We start from the raw sequence: 17,295 nt of genomic DNA on the forward strand, positions 1-17,295 counted from the left end.
TCCATACCTAAGCCCTGCGCTGAGTTAGAAAGATACTAGCGCACACGAGAACCATTCATCCAATTGTGCTCTCCGAGATACCAGAGCACCATCATCGCGCCACAAGATACCTTGTGGCGCCCTCCCTCCAAGCCACCAGCACATTAATCACTTTAGGGGCAACGCCGACAAGCTGCCCCCCCGCCCCCATGCGACGCCGAAGCTCACTTGTAGCAGTGGCGGCGCAATTGCCTTACATGCCAAGCTAAACATCAGCGGCACTCAGGTACATCCGCGAGAATCCTGGCCCCAGAATTCGCCATTGAAAAAGCAACAATTCAACCCAGCCATGATAAAAATTATTCTTTTGGCAGAAACCAAGATTTTAGCTTATCCCGACAATTGATCAGTCGTAACTCATAGTGAACGTGGCAGCCGCCTGCACGGAGCCTCCGGCTACGGACGCCCCGGTCTGCACCATTTGTCCGCGAATTGGAATGTCGAGTGTGCCATTACCCATGTCTTGAATGAAGAAACGGTTCTGTGCGCTAGCATCCGCTGAATCAGGCCCATACGAAATGACCTCCCCACCTTGGCGTCGCAAACGAACGGAAACGCCTTTAGCGGATGAGCCCGCCGACAGTGGCAGCAAGTCACTTCGATTTGTTGGATCTACAGCATCCGTCATCACCATATTCACGCCCACACTCCCCCCTTGGCCGCCAGCGCAGGTTAGCGTGATGTTTGATGCAGGACCCAGTGCAGCCTCCGCACCGACGCCAGTGAAAACATCAGATGCCACGGTACCTAGACTTAGAGGGACATTTGGCGCTTGAACAGAACATGTCGGAATAGTGGGAGTGACGATGATAGATCCATTGACGCTGATTCTCCATGCAGTAAAGCCATGGGATACGACCTGCGCAAGGCCGATGACTCCAGTGATCGCGCCTCCTGAAGAAATGTTACCAGTCTTTATGAGCTCAAATGTGATTGTATTATTGATCGCCACTGGCAGGCTACTGCCAGTATACCTAAATGACCAAGGCATCCACTCTGGGTTAGAGCTATACCGCAGTCGATATCCGACACCAGGTATTGAAGAAGCATAGACCTTACCATTAGGCGTGCCCGGCGCCCCCACAAAATTCATCACACCGATATCTGCGGTACAGATGATGTTGTATGGACCGGAATTGCTCATGGTAGTTGTGGCAGAGTGAAGCACAGCCCCCACCGGGGCACTGGGATCAATTTGAATGTCGGGCGAATTGAACAAATAATCTGCCGGCCCGCCCCCTGGGAGTGAGGTCTGGCAAGATGCATAGGCGATCGATGAGCCCGCTAGATAGAACGCCATCATGATCGAAAGAGGACCTCCACAGGCCAGCATGCGACGCCGCGACCGGACAGATTTAGACTCGACTGATCCGTTTAGAGGAAAAACGTTATGACTGCTCATTGGGCGCCTCCAGTGTGGTTCTCGAGCGTCTCGCTCAACTGCATGCTTTCAGTGACGGGCTGGGCTTGCTCCCCCACCCCAGGTCGGCAGAGTTTCTTCATTTGAATCGGAAGCCCATCGGCAGGTGATGCCGGCAGCGAATAAGAAACCCGACACTGTTGGTCTGGAGACTCACCCCACTTCACGAAGAGATCGCCTCGGTCTGCTACGCCGCGCATCCAAAGTCGGCTCGCTTGTCCGACCACCCCTACCGCATTGCCTTCGGAATCCAGAACATCCGCGCCGAATGGAATTGAGCTGCCGTCAGCCTGCGTCGCATGAATGAGAACGGAGCGTCCACCACTGCGTGCCACAAATGGAAGTGACACAACAGCACCTGCGCGTGGTGCACTACGAGCTAGAGTTGTCTCGAGTTCCACATCAAGCGGCAATCCCTTCGGGTCAAGATTTACGTCGTTCATCCGATAAGGAGTGAGGTACGGAACTACCGCATAGCCTCGTTTATCGACACGAACGCCACCGGCACTGCTGACCGATGCGCCAGCCGCACCTGGGGCGTGCACAATGCCAATGGTCTCCCCGACATCCTGCGCAAGGGTGACGCCTCCGGGATGGATAACGACGCCGCCGCGCAGGCCCGCGCCAAGCTGGCGGTAGCCGTCTCCGTCGGTGTAGTTAGCACTTACCGAAGCATTCGACCCGCGATAGCTTGCGTTGGTATTGAACGTCGTGCCGTCACCACGCTCATTGTGATCCAAGCTCGCACCGTAGTTTATGTCGTGGCTGGAAGTCCCAGTAACGCCAATCCCGCCTCCTGCACTACCGCCCGGTGCTTGGCGATAGCGAGCGGTCAGCAGCGGCTGCCTGGGCGCACGTCCCAGCGGTACCGTGAAGCTGATGTTGTATTGGGTGTCCGTGCGCTCAATACCACTATTGAACTCACTGATTCTGTTGCGCTGAGCAAAAATGCTGTAGCTCACGGTGCGCCAAGTGTTGCTGTAGCCTGCGCTGTAGGTGCGCTGACTCTCATTTCGGTTCCAGTAGCTGGTTGCGCTCCCGGTCAACCACAAACGCCCGTTGCCCTCGCCTAGGTCTTGACTCACGTTAACATCGAAGCGATGGCGTTGGCGCGCGATCTTCTGAAAGTCTTGCCCTTCGCTAAGCTGTTGGCGCATGCGCAACGCGTCCACTAGATCGAGGTAGCCGTCGGTAGAGTAACGATAGGCTGCAAGCGAGAAGTTGGTGCCGGTGTCAGCAAGAATCTTGCTGTAGCTGAAGCGCAGCGATTGGCCAATCATCTGACGACCCGACTCCGACGTCTGCAGTGGAAGCTCCGTTCGAGAGTTGGTGATATCGCCGGCAAATGCGCCCCACGGCGTGTTGAACGCAGCGCCCACCTGCACAGCTCCGTAGCCCTGCGAAGACAAGATGCCTCCGTAGGTGGTCAAGGTGTTGGTGACGCCCTGCTGCCAAGTACCCTCAACAAGGTGAGGATCTCTGCGAAGCTGCAGGTCGCGCACTCGTCCCGCCGAGACGCTGAAGCGGTGCGTGCCCGGTCGAAGAAGCTGCGGGACTGCGGCAAACGGAACGCTGAAGCGCTGCTCGCGTCCATCGGCCTCAGTGACCACGACATCCAAGTCACCGCCAAAGCCCGTAGGGTACAAATCATCAATGACGAAGAGACCTGGAGCCACAGTGATCTCATGCAGCAAGTAGCCGCGCTGGTACACGGACACCTTTGCATTGGTGGCTGCATTGCCCCGAATAGTAGGCGCGTAGCCGCGCTGGGAATCAGGGAGCATGCGATCGTCGCTGTACAGGCGTGCGCCCGTAAAGCCAATGCTATTGAAGAGAGTTCCAGCAGTGCTAGTTTGGCCAAGAATCAACTGCGAACGTAGAGAAGGCAGGTCGCGCTGAGCATAGCTCTGCGAAGCCCGATACGTGCCCTGCCGTCCAGTTCCGAACAGATAGGATCCATCGTGGCGCAGTTGCCAGCCCCCGGCGTTCAGCTTAGATCGAACCCCCAGGTAGCCGCTGGTGTTGCTTCGCCCTTGAGTAAAGTTGCGGTGGATGCTGGAGTCGTAGGCAATGCTTGCTGCGGACACGCCCGCGTCCCAGCGCGAAGGATCGACCCAACCGCGCGCCGTGCGCCGAGTGAATGCCTGCGGCACGCTGACGTTGACCTGCATCGCGCTGCTGTCGAAGTAGAGGGAGGAGTTAGGGATGAAGCTTGCGAGATCTGCACAGAAGTCGCCTTCGGGGAGAGGGAGGAGCTCCTCGGGCTTATCAGCGGAGGCCTCAAGAGCGCCCAAGTCCACTCCCCAATCCTCCAGCATCTGACGGCTCAAGCAGGCCCGCACGCTGCCATCTTCCACTTCTCGGAAGCGCAGTTGCTGACGCCCCTGCCAGGAACCGTTGAGAGCGATATCCACGCTGTACTCGCCAGGCAATACGCCGGCGCCACGCTCGAAGCGTGAGACATCTACCTCAATGCCACGGCTGCTGAAGAACGCTGTGTTGAATTCAACATCCGCGACAGCCAGCATCGCACCTGCATTGGTTGAGTTCGGCTCGGCCACAGCCACAGCACTGAACCCTCCCAACACCAGTGCAACGGCGTGGCTCAGGACGGTTCGAGATTGCCTTAAACTTTGCCGTGCGGCGTTTGGCGATGACTTGAGCATTGCGGCCTACCATAAGTGAGAAGTCGTGACGCAGCAGAAACCGGCGCGCGCAGAGTGCAGCGCGCCTGGTTGGCTAGCGTCAGAGTGAATCTGTCGAAGCGGCGGGCGCGAACACCGGCCTGCCCAGCTCAGACAGCAGGATATTTAGGGGGACAGAGTCCGTGCGAGCACGACGTTGCCACCGAAATCATTGATAGTTTTGCCCACCACCTCGACCTTGCCAGAGATGGAGCCCACGCCATCGAGCGCGAACACAGTTGAAGCAAAGGGTGCCACCATGCCACCGCGCCGGGTCTTCGGCTGCCCGTATGTTTTCTCACCGACCCGCAATCCCAGCTCGAAGAAATTAACGTGGTAAGGAGAGGGATTTTCCACCTGCAGGGCCTTACCACCACCATCGGGGTCGTCAACCAGGGACCACTTCAGCGATTCAATTGCCTGCGTCGTATCGCCTGCAAGTTTGGCTGGGCGATAGAACACTTTGATACGGGTGCGCAGCGCAATCTGAAGCATATTTTGTTCATCGCCGACCTTGCGAGACGGAATCTCGTATACATTCAGCCAGTACAGAGTCTCGCGATCCGATGGCATCGCCTCGCCCGTGTGCATCAATCGAAGGACCTGAGCGGCCTTAGGGTCCATTCGCGCCATCGGCGGGGTAAGGTTGAAGGGGACCCGGATACTCTCCGGCGACGCCGAAGCGTCCCCATTGTCAAGCCACGTCTGGACCAGCACTGGCCTCTCGCCACGATTGTTCAACTTGATCGTGACTTCGCGCTCTTGGGCCGGATACACCACACGAGTGGCTTCGATAACCACCCCTGCGTGTGCCGAGGGAGCGAGAACAAAAGTGGACGCCAAGCCCAGTGCCAACGCGGCGGTAAATATCGAACGCATGCGGTTCTCCTGCAGGAAGCAACAAATCAACTGCATCAGCCTGGCAGCGCGTCCAGTGAAGGCACGCGCGTCCAGAGGGCCGACGCGACCGGTTCTATCCGGTCGCGCCATCCAGCTACCGTTTAAGCAGTGGCTCAGTTGTAGCTCATCGTGTAGTCGACGTGGGTCTCCACCGGGCCGGCGGTGGCGGCACCGGTAGCCTCGTAGCGAGCGAAGTAGTCAAGGCGCGTTTTACCCGGCGCGGCAACGATCGGCACGGCCTGGGAGTTGCTGCTGGTGGCCAGGTCAATCTTGCTACCGTCGGCGTTGAGAATTGCAACTTCAACGTTGGTAGCGGGATTGGTGGCGGCTTCATTGGTCAGACGGCCGGTGACGAGATTGACCGGCGAGCTTGCCGACTCGAAGTGCATCTTGGCAGTACCGGCACAGCTCGGGCCGCTCAGGTTGAAGAAGAAGTTAACTTCACCGGCGGTATCACCACTTGCCGCCAGGGATGCATTCGAAACGGTCGGAAGCTTGACCGTGGCGTCCGGGGTGCCGGAGGAACCGGACTCGATGACGCAAGTGGTGGTGGTAATCGCACCATCGATGGTGATGGTGCCATCAGCGGCCATCGCCGAAGAGGTACCCAGAGCCAGCAGAGCGACTGACGCAGCAATTGCGGAGAGTTTCATTTGTATTTCCTATGGTTTCAGGGAAGAGCAACTTGAGACTCACTTTGTTGCCGTTTTGCCGCCGTTGAGGAGGTCGGTGGGCGTCGCAATTGGCTCAAGCGAGGTGGCAAACGATACTGTTGGCAAAGTTCCCGAAACATAGATATTGTTTGAAAGCCCCCACGGCACATCCGACCAAGAAAGCTGAATGAATCGTTCATCCCGCCCTAGAACCGGATCCCGCACCGCCTTAACGGCTACTCTTGTCCCGCCCACCGCCAATGAGGTACGCCAGTGACGCTTTCTACTGCTCACGCCATCAGTGTCGCGCTGGTCGACGATCACGACATCGTGCGGTTTGGTCTAGGCACACTGCTGTCTCGCGAATGCGATCTCGAGCTGGTCGGAAGCTTCGCTACGTCAACTGAGCTTCTGAATGCGCTAGAGATCCGAGTACCGGACGTACTGCTTGTTGACCTGCGCCTTGGCGAAGGCGACATCGACGGCATGGCCTTGATTTCACAAGTCGTCCAACGCCATCCGGGCTGCCGGATCTTGGTACTGTCGGTTGACGATGTTCCTGCCAATGTCGCTAGAGCACTGCAACTCGGGGGCACAGCGTTCGTAAATAAGAATGCAGCAGCTTCCGAGCTGGTGCTGGCTGTCCGTCAAGCGGCCAAGGGGCGGCGCACCCTCCCTCCCAGCCTGGGCGCGGAGTCACCACTGCTGAGGACTTCGAGTGCCGAGAAGAACTCAACCTCGGCAAAACCTGGCGAGCTCGGCGCAAGGCTTTCCTCGCGTGAGCGAGAGATTCTCGATGACTTGATTCGCGGCTTGACGATCAACGAGATTGCGCTGAAGCACGGTCGAGGTCAGTCCACCATCAGCTCTCAGAAGCGAACTGCCTTCACCAAACTCGAGATCAGGAGCATTGGCGAGTTGTTCAGGATCAAGGACCTTATAGGTCTGGGGCGCTGAACTACTCGGGGTGTGGGCCACGGTCTATGAAGAAGAACGCGGCGCTACTTGTGTACTTGTCGGCAGCCGCCCAACCCTTCGCACGGCGAACGACTCCTTAGTCACGAGTGACTTTGGCTGCAGAAAGCCATTTAGAGCAGGCGCGATGCACCTGCTGCGGGAGCTCACACTCAGAGCATTTGGCGTCACCATTCTTTGTAGATGAGACATCCGCACTGAAAATCACAAGGCTTTCTTGCTAAGTCTCGGGAGCGGAGGGCCATCCTGTGCCCTCCACGTATGGCCCCCTTGCAGAGCTTTAGCGCAAAGGTAGGCACCCTACTTTAATGGGCCGAGTCCAACTTCAACGAGCAGCCCATGCCCTGTCGAAGGCTGGCGTGCAGATGCCGTAGAGAGCCAAATCCCCGCACCATATATCTAAGAAAGAACTACGTGACGAGCGGCTACGGTCGAGTCATGCGCAATCCGGCTGACCCTCAAGCTTACGGGCCAGCGGCCGCCGCTACCGTCCGATGTAGCGCAAAGTTCTTCAGCGTATTCTCCCGCGCTTCACATCGCGCTCAGAAATCTCTCAGGCCGGCTCTAGCAACATGCAATGTCGGGTCCGAGACCGTTCGGTCAATAGCTTGCGAATGTGAAAACACTTTCACACACATTCGTCGATGCGCGGTTCACACGTAAGCACCGGCGGGCCGGTAGCGCATCAACCTTTTACGTGCAGCCACTGCAACAGGCCACCAGCACCGCTGCGCCCCCGCAGCACCGCATTGTAGCCATCGAAACGACTGCTCACTTCATTAACCTGGTTGCTGTAGTAATCGCTTTCCGCACTCAGCACATCGAGCAGAGTGCGCCGCCCCAAGTGGTACCACTGCTCGAAGAATGCCTTGCGGATCAGTTCTGATTCGGCCACCAGCTCACGATATGCATCAGCCCGCTGGTATAGCGTCTGGGCATCCTGGGTGGCGCTGCGCAACTCATATTCCAGATCCAGGCGGATCTGCTCCTCGCGCAGCTTGCTGGCTGCAGTGCGTTGCGCGGACGCCGCGCGGGCAGCACGTTGTGCGCCCCCTTGGAACACCTTCCAGCTCAGCGCGAGACGCGTTTCCCAGGGCTGCTGCGTGCCGGTCTCGCCGCGGCCCATGGTCTTGTTGATGACCCAATCCAGCTGTGGCCACGCCGAAGAACGGATCGCTTCTGTTTGCCACTGCGCCGCCTGGCTTTCGGCCTTGGCCTGAAGCAGCAGCGGATGCGCCGGCATCTGGTCCAGCAATTGCTCCAGCCCGACCGGTTGCAGCGCCCAGCTGCGTTTCAATGGTAGTACCGGCAGTTCGTCGCCCAGCAGCTTTTGCAATGCCAGTTCGGCATCGCGGCAGCGCGAAAGCGTCATATCCAGACTGGTCTGGGCCTGAAGTAACCGCGCCTTGGCTTGGGTCAACTCGCTGGCGCGGCCCGGGTCGACCTTGACGATCTCGGCAAGCATCGCCACCAGCGAACGCAGGCGGTGGATGTAACTCTGCCCCACTTCTGCCAGCAGTCGCTGTTTGGACAACTCGACGATGTACACGGTGACCTGCGCGGCATTGTTCTGCTGCTGCGCGGCGTACTGCTCGGCGGCGGCCAGGGCGGACTGCTCGCGGCTCTTGAGGGTGCCGCGGGTGCGCCCAAAATCGTAGAGCGGGGTCACCACCTTGAGGCTCAGCGCCACATCCATGCTGTTGCTGTTGCTGGTGCCACGCCCACTGTCCACGGTCAAGGCTTGGGATTGCGAGCCTATCTCCACCTGCGGCCAGCGCCACCCTTTGACCTGGTCGACGTCGGACAACGCCGCGCCCCACAAAGCTTCCGATTCACCCACTGCGGGGCTGCGCAGCATCGCGTTCCGTACCGCAGCGGACAGCAGCGTGCGCAGCTCGTCTTCGCTCAACGGAACTGGGTCAACGGCGTTTCCGGTTTGATCGGAACGGTCATCCAGCCACTGCGCAAACACTGTCGCAGCGGCGTCCGGCGGCACCTCATCGGCGGCAGCCGCACCGCCCAGAGCGGCGCCCGCCAGCCCCAGCCACGACAGCATGATCGGCGCTATCCATGCCGACAGTCTGTGAGGTGCCGTGGGCATCTTCTTCATCAACGCTCCCTGAAGGCTTCTTTCGCCTTGAATACCGGCTTCAACAGATAGTCCAGCACGGTCTTTTCGCCGGTGCGGATCTCAACCGTGGCTGTCATGCCTGGAATGATCGGCAGCCTCCTTCCAGCAACCTGCAGCGCGTTGCTGTCAGTCAGTACCAGCACCCGGTAGTAGCTGTCATCCGGGCGCCCGCTGGCCGCGTTGGCCTCGTCCTTCAGGGTGTCGGCACTGACCAGCTGCAGGCGCCCCAGCAGGCCACCATAGACACCGTAGTCGTAGGCAGAGAGTTTCACCGTGGCCGGCAACCCGGGTCGCAAGAACGCGACGTCTGCGGGCTTGATCTTCGCCTCCACCAGCAGTTGGTCCTGCAGCGGGACAATTTCTAGAATGTGCTCGCCCGGCTGGATCACTCCACCGATGGTATGCACCCGAATGTTCTTCACCGTTCCGTACAACGGTGCGTTGAGCGTAGTGCGATCAACGATGTCGGCGCGTCCGACCAGGTTTGCGATGGTCTGCGACAGTTCCAGTTCCGAGCGCGCAAGCTCGGCGCTGGCTTCGGCACGGAACTTGTTGCGATGCTCGACTACCTGGATCTGCAAGTCATTGGCTTGGCGCTGCATCCGCAGTAGTTCGACCTCCGACATCAGGCCGCGCGCAACCAGCGGCCTAGCCAGATCTATCTCCTTCATGGCCAACGTATGGCTGCGATGCGATGCGGCGACCGATTGCTCTAGCGCGCGCTTGCGAGCCTGGTACGCCTGCGCTTCCTTGCCCGTGATGGCGACATCTTCCAGTACGTCCTCGGGGAATTCCAACGGCGCCTGGTAGGCTTCAGCACGCAGGCGGGCAATCGAGGCCTTCAGGCCCAGCGCCTTGGAGTACGCCTCACTGTAACTGGCCTTGGCCCGGGTCGGATCGATCTTCAGCAGCACCTGGCCTTTGTCGACAATATCGCCCTCGCGGACGTTCATCTCGACCAGGATGCCACCCTCCAGACTCTGGATGACCTGTTCACGACTCTGCGGAATGATGGTCGCCTCGCCACGGGTGATCTCCTCGACGCGGGCAAACCAAGCCCAGCATATCGCCGCCAGCAGCACCGCAAGGATCAGATACAGCATGCGCCTAGAACTAGGGGGCGACTGGCTCAGTAGCGACTGCCGGACATCGTCCATGAAGGCAGCATCAGCGGCGGACAGGGTCGGCTGCGTACGGAGGCGGACCTTTTTTTTCAGCCAAGTCATGCCGTATCCTCCAGCGAGCCGTGCTTGCCGCGAAACCGGGCCAGGATCGTTTCCTTTCGACCGTCGGCGGCAACGCTGCCGTCTTCGACGATGACCACGCGGTCGACCAGCTTCAACAGCGAGGGCCGGTGGGTCACCACCACCAGCGTCTGCCCCTGTACCGCACGGTGCAGGTGCTGCAGAAACCGCGCCTCGGTCTGCGCATCCATTGCGCTGGTGGGTTCATCCAGGAGCAGAAGGCGCGGTCGCGACAACAAGGTCCTGGCCAGCGCCACCAGTTGCCTTTGGCCGCCGGACAGGCCCTGCCCGCCCTCGCCGATCGGCAGGTTGATGCCCATGGGATGACGGCTGGCCACCACGTCAAGGCCGCACAGGCGGAGCACCCGCAGCAGCTGCTCCGGGCTCGCGTCCGGCCGCCCGATCATCACGTTCTCGCGCAGCGAACCATAGAATAGGCGTGCATCCTGGCCGACATAACCCACAGCACGGCGCCAGTCGGCAGGATCGATCTGGGTTACATCGATGCCGTCGCTGAGCAGCTGTCCCTGCACCGGCTGGAAGAGCCGTGCCATGATCCGCAGCAGGGTCGATTTGCCACTGCCGATGCGACCGAGGATGGCCAGCTTCTCGCCGGCCCCGATGTTGATGTCGATGCCCTGCAGCACCAAAGGACTGGATTGCATGCCCTGCTGCGGATAGCTGAAGCCGATGCCACGTAAAGTCAGCTGGCCGCTTAGCTGCGGGCACGCGATGTAATCTTGAGCACTGCCGCGATCGGTCGGCATCTCCATCAGCTTGTTCAACGAAACCAGCGCGGCCTTGGTCTGCTGGAAACGCACAGCCAGCCCGGTTACCTGGCCCAGCGGCGCGGTGACCCGGCCGGCCAGCATTACCGCAGCGATCAGGCTGCCCTGGGTAATCAGCCCCTCGCCGATGAGATAGACCCCGTACACCACTAGGGCTACGGTCTGCAGCTGCTGCAGCGAGGTGACCAGGTTGATCGCCAGCGTGGACAGCTGCCGCGACTTCATCGATGTATCTGCGGCCATGCCACTGAAGCGCTCCCAACGGCGCTGCATGAAGCCTTCACCGGCGACGGCCTTGAGGGTTTCCAGACCTTCCACGGATTCAATCAACACCCCCTGCTTGAGCGACGCTTCACGCAGGTTTTCCTGCATGGTCCTGGCTAGGGGCCATTGCGCCACGATGCTGACCAGCAGAATCAGCGGAATTACCAGCAACGGGATCCAGCCCAGTGGGCCGCCGATGGCGAAGATGAGAGCGGCGAATAGGATGACGAACGGCAAGTCTGAAATCACACTCAGCGTCGCCGAGGTTACGAAGTCCCTGACCGACTCGAACTCGCGCAGCTGGTTGGCGAACGATCCTGCCGATGCAGGCTTATGTTCCATGCGGATCGACATCGCCTGGCGGAACAGGATGCTGCCCATGACCAGATCGGCTTTCTTGCCGGCCATGTCGAGCAGGTGCGCGCGTGCATACCGTGCGATCGCTTCAAACACGAGCGCAACCGATACGCCGATGGCCAGCGACCACAAGGTGACATACGCCAGATTGGGCACCACGCGGTCGTAGACGTTCATGGTGAAGAAGATGGTCGCCAGCGCAAGCACGTTGATCAGCAACGCACCGAGCGCGGCGCTGAGGTAGTAACGCCGGTAGTGCCACAACGTAGAACGCAGCCAATGCCCGCTTGCCTGCGGCGCTTCCGCTCCGGCGCGTGCATCAACCCTGGCCCGGGGCTTGACCAAGATTGCATAGCCCGAATAGAGGCTGGCCATCTCCGCGGCGTCCAGCTCCACGGCCTGGCAACCGCTGTCCGGCAGCACCACGCGATAGCGCAGCTGTTCATCCTGGCCCTGGCGGCCGAGATAGACCATGCCTCCATGATCCTTGCGCAGCAGGATGAACGGTGCCAGCGAATCAAACAGCCTGGCCAGTGGACGTTGTATGATGCCGCCGATCAGACCGGCCTGCTCAAGCGCTGCGAGTGCCAACGAGGGCGTTAGCCGCCCTGCCTTGGGTAGGCCCGCCAGCAAGGCTTCGGCGGAGCGATGCTGGCCATGATGGCTGCAGATCCAAGACACGCTGTCGAGCAGCGTATCGTCGATGCGATCAGCGCCTTGGATGGCCTCCACGTATTCGCTGGACGCAGGGGCCGAGTTGGAGACATTCATTGGATCTACCTCGGATGTACCCGTAACGCACTGCCATTGCACACCCGCAGGGGTGAATCGACGCAGTAGTGAGAGCGCCTGCGTGCGGATGCGGGGAGCCTGCGGCCGGTCTGGCCTCGGCCCGCTACGGACCCTGCGTGCAGCGGCCGACGATCCCCAATCGGAGACCGCCGGCCTGAGTTGAAAAGCAGGCCGTCAACCCATCACGCCAACTCAGCTGGCCTGCACTTCCCAAGGCTGCATCGGGGTCGGCTGCACTGCCACATACGCACCGTCGCAGGTTTCGGCCGTCGGCGAGGTATCCAGCAGCAGCTCGACATCCTGCACTGCGTCGATGCCCGCCGCCTCGGCAAATAGCTCAACACCGGGCTGCAGCAGATCCTCCAGGGCCAGCCCGGCAAGACCGTCATCGGTCTGCGAGGGCATCGCAACGGGTTGATCGCTGTTGGGAAGCTGGATGTCGATCACGTAGACATCGGACGTACCGCCTTCGCCGCTGGCCATGAAGTGCTCCAAACCACCCAGCGCCCACTCCTCGGACACTTGATACTCCCAGTTCCCATCGCCGTCGACGGTGGCATAGCCCAGGTGTAGGCCACCGATGCCATCGGCATCGGTCAAAAGGATCTCCATAGCGCTGTTTGGCACACCGGTGCCACGCAGGATCGGATGGGTATCGTCGGTGCCGCCACCATTCTCGATGTTGCCGGTATCGGGCCCCACCCGATCCTCGATGCCGACAATCACCGGCTTCTCGGCAACCGGCACACCGCGGATGTCCAGCACGTACGGATCGGAAGAAACGCCACCGCTGCTGGCCACCAGCTGGTGCGCACCGGCTTCAAGCGCCGGCGTCACCGTCCACGCCCAGTGGCCACTCCCATCCACCGGCACGCTGCCGATCTTCTCTCCGTTGTCATGGATGTCGACTATGCTGCCCGGCTTGCCGGTACCACTCAGACGCGGAGTGGTGTCGTCGATACTGCCACCGTCGGCAACTACGCCTTGCTGGTAGCCGACATCATCGTAGGCGGACACAATATCCGGCTTGACTGGGACGGGCGGGGTGATCTCCAGCACGAACGGATCGGACGAAACGCCGCCGCCCTTGGCCATCAGCTGGTGCGAGCCGGCGTCCAGTGCCGGAGCAACCGTCCATGCCCAGGTGCCGTAAGGGCCGACCTGCACGCTACCGATCTTCTCTCCGTTGTCGAAGATATCCACGACGCTGCCCGGCTTACCGGTGCCGTTCAGGCGCGGCGTGGTGTCATCGCTGTTGCCACCACTGCGCACCTCTCCCCACTGCTGGCCGGCGTCATCGAAGGCGGACAGGATGCTCGGTTTGGACGCTGCCGGCGGTGTGATCTCAAGCACGAACGGACCCGAAAGAGCTCCGCCGCCGCTGACTACAAACTGGTGCGCGCCTGGCCCCAGTGCCGGCATCACGGTCCATGCCCAGCTGCCATCTGGACTTACCGGAACAGTCGCAATCCTTTGACCGTTATCGTAGATGCTGACCAACGTACCCGGCTGGGCGGTACCGTTCAGACGCGGGGTGGTGTCGTCGGTGCTGCCACCGCTGCGCACCTCGCCGCCCTGCGGGCCGGCGTCATCGAAGGCGAAAAGGATGTCCGGCTTCACTGGTGCAGGCGCTTGCGACGTGATGTCTAGCACGAACGGCCCGGAGCTGCCAGCATCACTGATGGCCACCAGTTGATGCATGCCCACCGTCAGCGCCGGGGTCACCGTCCACGACCAGGTGCCATTCTGGTCGACCGGCACACTGCCGATCTTCTGGCCGTTGTCGTAGATATCCACAGTGCCACCCGGCTGGCCGCTGCCACCCAGCCGCGGGGTGGCATCATCGATGCGGGCACCGCTGCCAACCGGCCCTTGCTGCTGCCCGACATCGTCGAAGGCAGACACGATGCTCGGCGCTATCGGACCCGGCCCGGTGACGTTCAGCACGAACGGATTGGAGTCAGCGCCCCCGCTGTTGACCACCAGTTGGTGCTCGCCCGCGCCCAACGGCTGCGCAACCGTCCAGCTCCAGCTGCCATCTAGATTGACCAGCACGGTGCCGATCGGCTGACCGTTATCGAAGATGGTCACCGTGCTGCCCGGCTCGCCAGTACCGCTCAGCTGAGGGGTGGCGTCATCGGTGCTATCACCGCTGCCGATGCGTCCCCATTGCTGGCCGGCATTGTCGAAAGCCGACTCGATGCTCGGCGGGGCAGCAGCGGTACCGGTGATCTCCAGTACAAACGGATCGGAACTCTGGCCCAGACCGGTCACCAGGAATGCGTGCTCACCTTCGCCCAGCGGCTGACGGACCGGGAAGGTCCAAGCACCGGAAGCGTCGACCCTCGCGCTTCCGATCCTGACCCCGTTGTCGAAGATGCTGACGATGCTGCCCGGCTGGCCGGTACCGCTCAACAGCGGGGTGCGGTCATCGGTGCTGCCACCGTTGCCGACCGGGCCCTGCAGTGCACCAACATCGTCGAAGGCCATGTCGATGTGCGGCGCGGCCAGGTTGACCTCAGTCTGCCCGGGCTGCTCTTCCTGCTCCAGCGGCGGCGGGTCAGTACCCGGCGCAGGGTTCGCCGTGGGAGCATCGGGCGCACTGATATTGAGTACGAAGGGATTGGACGATACGCCACCGCCGTTGGTCGTGAAGCGGTGCTCACCTAGGCTCAGCGCCGGGGTGACCATCCAGCTCCAGGTACCGTTGGCAGTGACCGCGGCGCTGCCGATCTTCACGCCATTATCGTAGATGTCGACCATGCTGCCAGGCTGGCCAACGCCGCTCAGCTCAGGAGTCGCATCATCAGTGCTACCGCCATCATTGACCCGGCCCCAGTGCCCCCCCGCATTGTCAAACGCCGACAGGATGTTCGGCGGAGCCACGCTGGAACCGGTGATGTCGAGCACGAACGGATCGGAGGACTGGCCCAGCCCGCTCACCAGCAGCTCATGTTCGCCTAGGCTCAGCGGCTGCTTGACCTGGAAGATCCAACCACCGGAAGCGTCGACCCGAGCACTGCCAATCTTCACCCCGTTGTCGTAGATGCTCACGATACTACCGGGCTGTCCGCTGCCACTAAGGCGCGGGGCTCGGTCGTCGCTGCTGCCACCGTTGCCGATCGAACCCTGCTGAGCGCCGACATCGTCGATGGCCATGTCGATGTGCGGCGTGGCCAAACCAGAAATTTCGGTGGAAGGATTGTCGTTCTGGCCAATGGTGGCCTGCATCGCAGCATTGCTGAGTTCGAATCCGGACACGCCGGGTTCTTTCTTGCTGGTGGTCATACAACTCCTGAGCTCAATGGGTACGTGGGATCACAACGAAGGACGAAGGTGATGCCCCACTGTTGGGGTTCCGGGCAAACGGCTTCCCGCTTGCATGGAGTACCCAAGCAATCAGATGGGTTCGGTCGCCGGAAAAATAGTTCGCGCCCCGAACTGATTCTGTACAGGACAGCCGAATACCACCGTTGCTTCGGCGGGCGGAATGTAGCCTCTCGTCCCGCCCCATGGCTTTAGATATCGTACGAAAACGCTGCGATAGACCCATTTGCGACAAAACGGCGAGGCAACGTCTGTGCTGCCCTTCAGTGCAGCCGGAGACCGCTCTGGCGTGGATTGCGTCACGCCCTTCCCTTGCGACGGCGGCGCGCATGATCGCTGCGGCGTCAAAGCACAAGCGATGGGTGGACCGCCCTGCCGATGCGGCTCCTCCGCAGAGGGCACAAGTTGCAACAGTTTGCATGGCGATCACAGGCCCCCTTCGCTACCTTAATCGCCTCGATGAAGCTTCAACCGAAAGGCGATTGATCTGATCGATGCCAGAAAGGCCAGCCCCCACTTCAACTTGGCTCCCCCTCCCTCTTTCCCCAGGTCTACCTCTCTCATGGACACATTGCGCTACACCCAAGTTGACGTATTCGGAGAAGCGCCCATGCGCGGCAACCCCGTGGCGATAGTCCATTGCAACACCCCACCTACGGACCAACGCATGCTTGAAGTTGCTCAATGGCTTGGACTCAGTGAGACAGTGTTCCTGCTGCCACCCACCAATCCCGCAGCGGATTACCGGGTACGCATTTGGTCAACTCTGGGAGAACTCCCGTTCGCTGGCCATCCCACCCTGGGAGCGTGCCGTGCATGGATTCAATCTGGCGGCCTGCCACGTGGAGCCTCCGTTCTGCAGCAGTGCGGCGCTGGCCTCGTCGAGATTCGCCGCGGCTCCCGTCCATTCGCCGAACAGGCGGGATGCTCATCCGAGCCGGCAAGACAAGCAGCCTCAATGTCACTGGCCTTCAAGGCCCCCCCGCTTCTGAAGAACGGACCGCTGGAGCCCGAATTGCTGACCCGTGTCTGCGATGGACTGGGACTGAAGCCAAGTGACGTCTTAGACGCAGCTTGGGTAGACAATGGTGCAGGTTGGCTGGCCCTCCGGCTTCCCAGCCATAAGCACGTACTGGCTGTTGTTCCGGAATACTCCAAACTGCATGGCTTGGCGATAGGAATTATTGGTCCCGTGCACAATCAGGAAATCGCGAACGAAACATTGTTTGAATCACGCGCCTTCATTGCCGGCGATGCCGTTCCAGAGGATCCCGCAACCGGAAGCCTACAGGCGGGTATAGGAAGTTGGTTTGCACGGCTGGGCGTGGGCGCTGATACATACACGGTCCAACAAGGAACATGTCTGGGTCGCGCAGGGAGGATCACCGTCCAGCGCGAGCATGATGAAGTGTGGGTTGGAGGCAGTGCCACAACTTGCATTGATGGGACTATCTCCTTTGACACGAGCAGCGATGAACGCCACCCTTAATTCTTGCTGATTTTCAAAATTGCCCGCAGCAAATTGACTAGTCCGCGACCGGAGTGAAACACTGCGAGTTAGGCGCAAACGAGAGGATCTTCGATAGCAGAACTTTCGATAAAGAGATCCTCAAAAGATTAAAACGTATCTCCGCCCTTGCCCATTTCGCGCTGGGCCGGGCGGATAGGAAAAGTCAGCGCTGTCGGCACAAACCATGGCTGACAGCGCAACTTTAAGCAAT

At 60.5% G+C, this 17,295-nt stretch carries 10 protein-coding genes; 2 read left to right on the forward strand and 8 right to left on the reverse strand.

The genetic code is table 11. The features are described from left to right. Window positions 1-385: 385 nt before the first annotated feature. From C1930_RS14145 to C1930_RS14160, 4 genes are all read right to left on the reverse strand, one after another. Window positions 386-1,441 carry a fimbrial protein gene (locus C1930_RS14145; protein ID WP_108771994.1) on the reverse strand — a complete coding sequence of 352 codons (1,056 nt, stop codon included), beginning with the start codon at window positions 1,439-1,441 and terminating at the stop codon, window positions 386-388. Further along, on the reverse strand, window positions 1,438-4,125 hold the full coding sequence (locus C1930_RS14150; RefSeq protein ID WP_108771995.1) for a fimbria/pilus outer membrane usher protein: 2,688 nt from the start codon (window positions 4,123-4,125) through the stop codon (window positions 1,438-1,440). The genes C1930_RS14145 and C1930_RS14150 overlap by 4 nt, the downstream gene beginning before the upstream one ends. A gap of 144 nt (window positions 4,126-4,269) precedes the next feature. Beyond that, the gene (locus C1930_RS14155) at window positions 4,270-5,022 is read right to left on the reverse strand and encodes a fimbria/pilus periplasmic chaperone (RefSeq protein ID WP_199912362.1); all 753 of its coding nucleotides are present in this window, start codon (window positions 5,020-5,022) and stop codon (window positions 4,270-4,272) included. A 134-nt stretch (window positions 5,023-5,156) separates the two neighbouring features. Then, window positions 5,157-5,696 carry a fimbrial protein gene (locus C1930_RS14160; RefSeq protein WP_108771997.1) on the reverse strand — a complete coding sequence of 180 codons (540 nt, stop codon included), beginning with the start codon at window positions 5,694-5,696 and terminating at the stop codon, window positions 5,157-5,159. Window positions 5,697-5,969: 273 nt separating this feature from the next. Between C1930_RS14160 and C1930_RS14165 the strand changes: the two genes are divergently transcribed. Further along, a complete protein-coding gene (locus C1930_RS14165; RefSeq protein ID WP_108771998.1) occupies window positions 5,970-6,653 on the forward strand; it encodes a response regulator transcription factor in 684 nt (227 codons plus the stop codon). A gap of 703 nt (window positions 6,654-7,356) precedes the next feature. Here the strand turns inward: C1930_RS14165 and C1930_RS14170 are convergent. The 4 genes from C1930_RS14170 to C1930_RS14185 form a co-directional block, all read right to left on the reverse strand. After that, window positions 7,357-8,781: a TolC family protein gene (locus tag C1930_RS14170; protein ID WP_199912363.1), complete on the reverse strand. Its 1,425-nt coding sequence runs from the start codon at window positions 8,779-8,781 to the stop codon at window positions 7,357-7,359. Further along, complete coding sequence (locus tag C1930_RS14175) at window positions 8,781-10,028, reverse strand: HlyD family type I secretion periplasmic adaptor subunit (RefSeq protein WP_108772000.1); 1,248 nt, start codon at window positions 10,026-10,028, stop codon at window positions 8,781-8,783. The genes C1930_RS14170 and C1930_RS14175 overlap by 1 nt, the downstream gene beginning before the upstream one ends. Next, window positions 10,025-12,226 carry a type I secretion system permease/ATPase gene (locus C1930_RS14180; protein WP_108772001.1) on the reverse strand — a complete coding sequence of 734 codons (2,202 nt, stop codon included), beginning with the start codon at window positions 12,224-12,226 and terminating at the stop codon, window positions 10,025-10,027. Before C1930_RS14180 ends, C1930_RS14175 begins: the two co-directional genes overlap by 4 nt. Before the next feature lie 213 nt (window positions 12,227-12,439). Next, entirely contained in the window at window positions 12,440-15,535 is a 3,096-nt protein-coding gene (locus C1930_RS14185) for an Ig-like domain-containing protein (protein WP_108772002.1), read from the reverse strand. A 601-nt stretch (window positions 15,536-16,136) separates the two neighbouring features. Here C1930_RS14185 and C1930_RS14190 point away from each other — a divergent pair. Continuing rightward, window positions 16,137-17,063, forward strand: coding sequence for a PhzF family phenazine biosynthesis protein (locus tag C1930_RS14190; protein WP_108772003.1), 927 nt, complete (start codon window positions 16,137-16,139; stop codon window positions 17,061-17,063). Window positions 17,064-17,295 lie beyond the last annotated feature (232 nt).

Source organism: Stenotrophomonas sp. SAU14A_NAIMI4_8 (genome assembly GCF_003086695.1).
In the GTDB taxonomy this organism is placed as follows: domain Bacteria; phylum Pseudomonadota; class Gammaproteobacteria; order Xanthomonadales; family Xanthomonadaceae; genus Stenotrophomonas.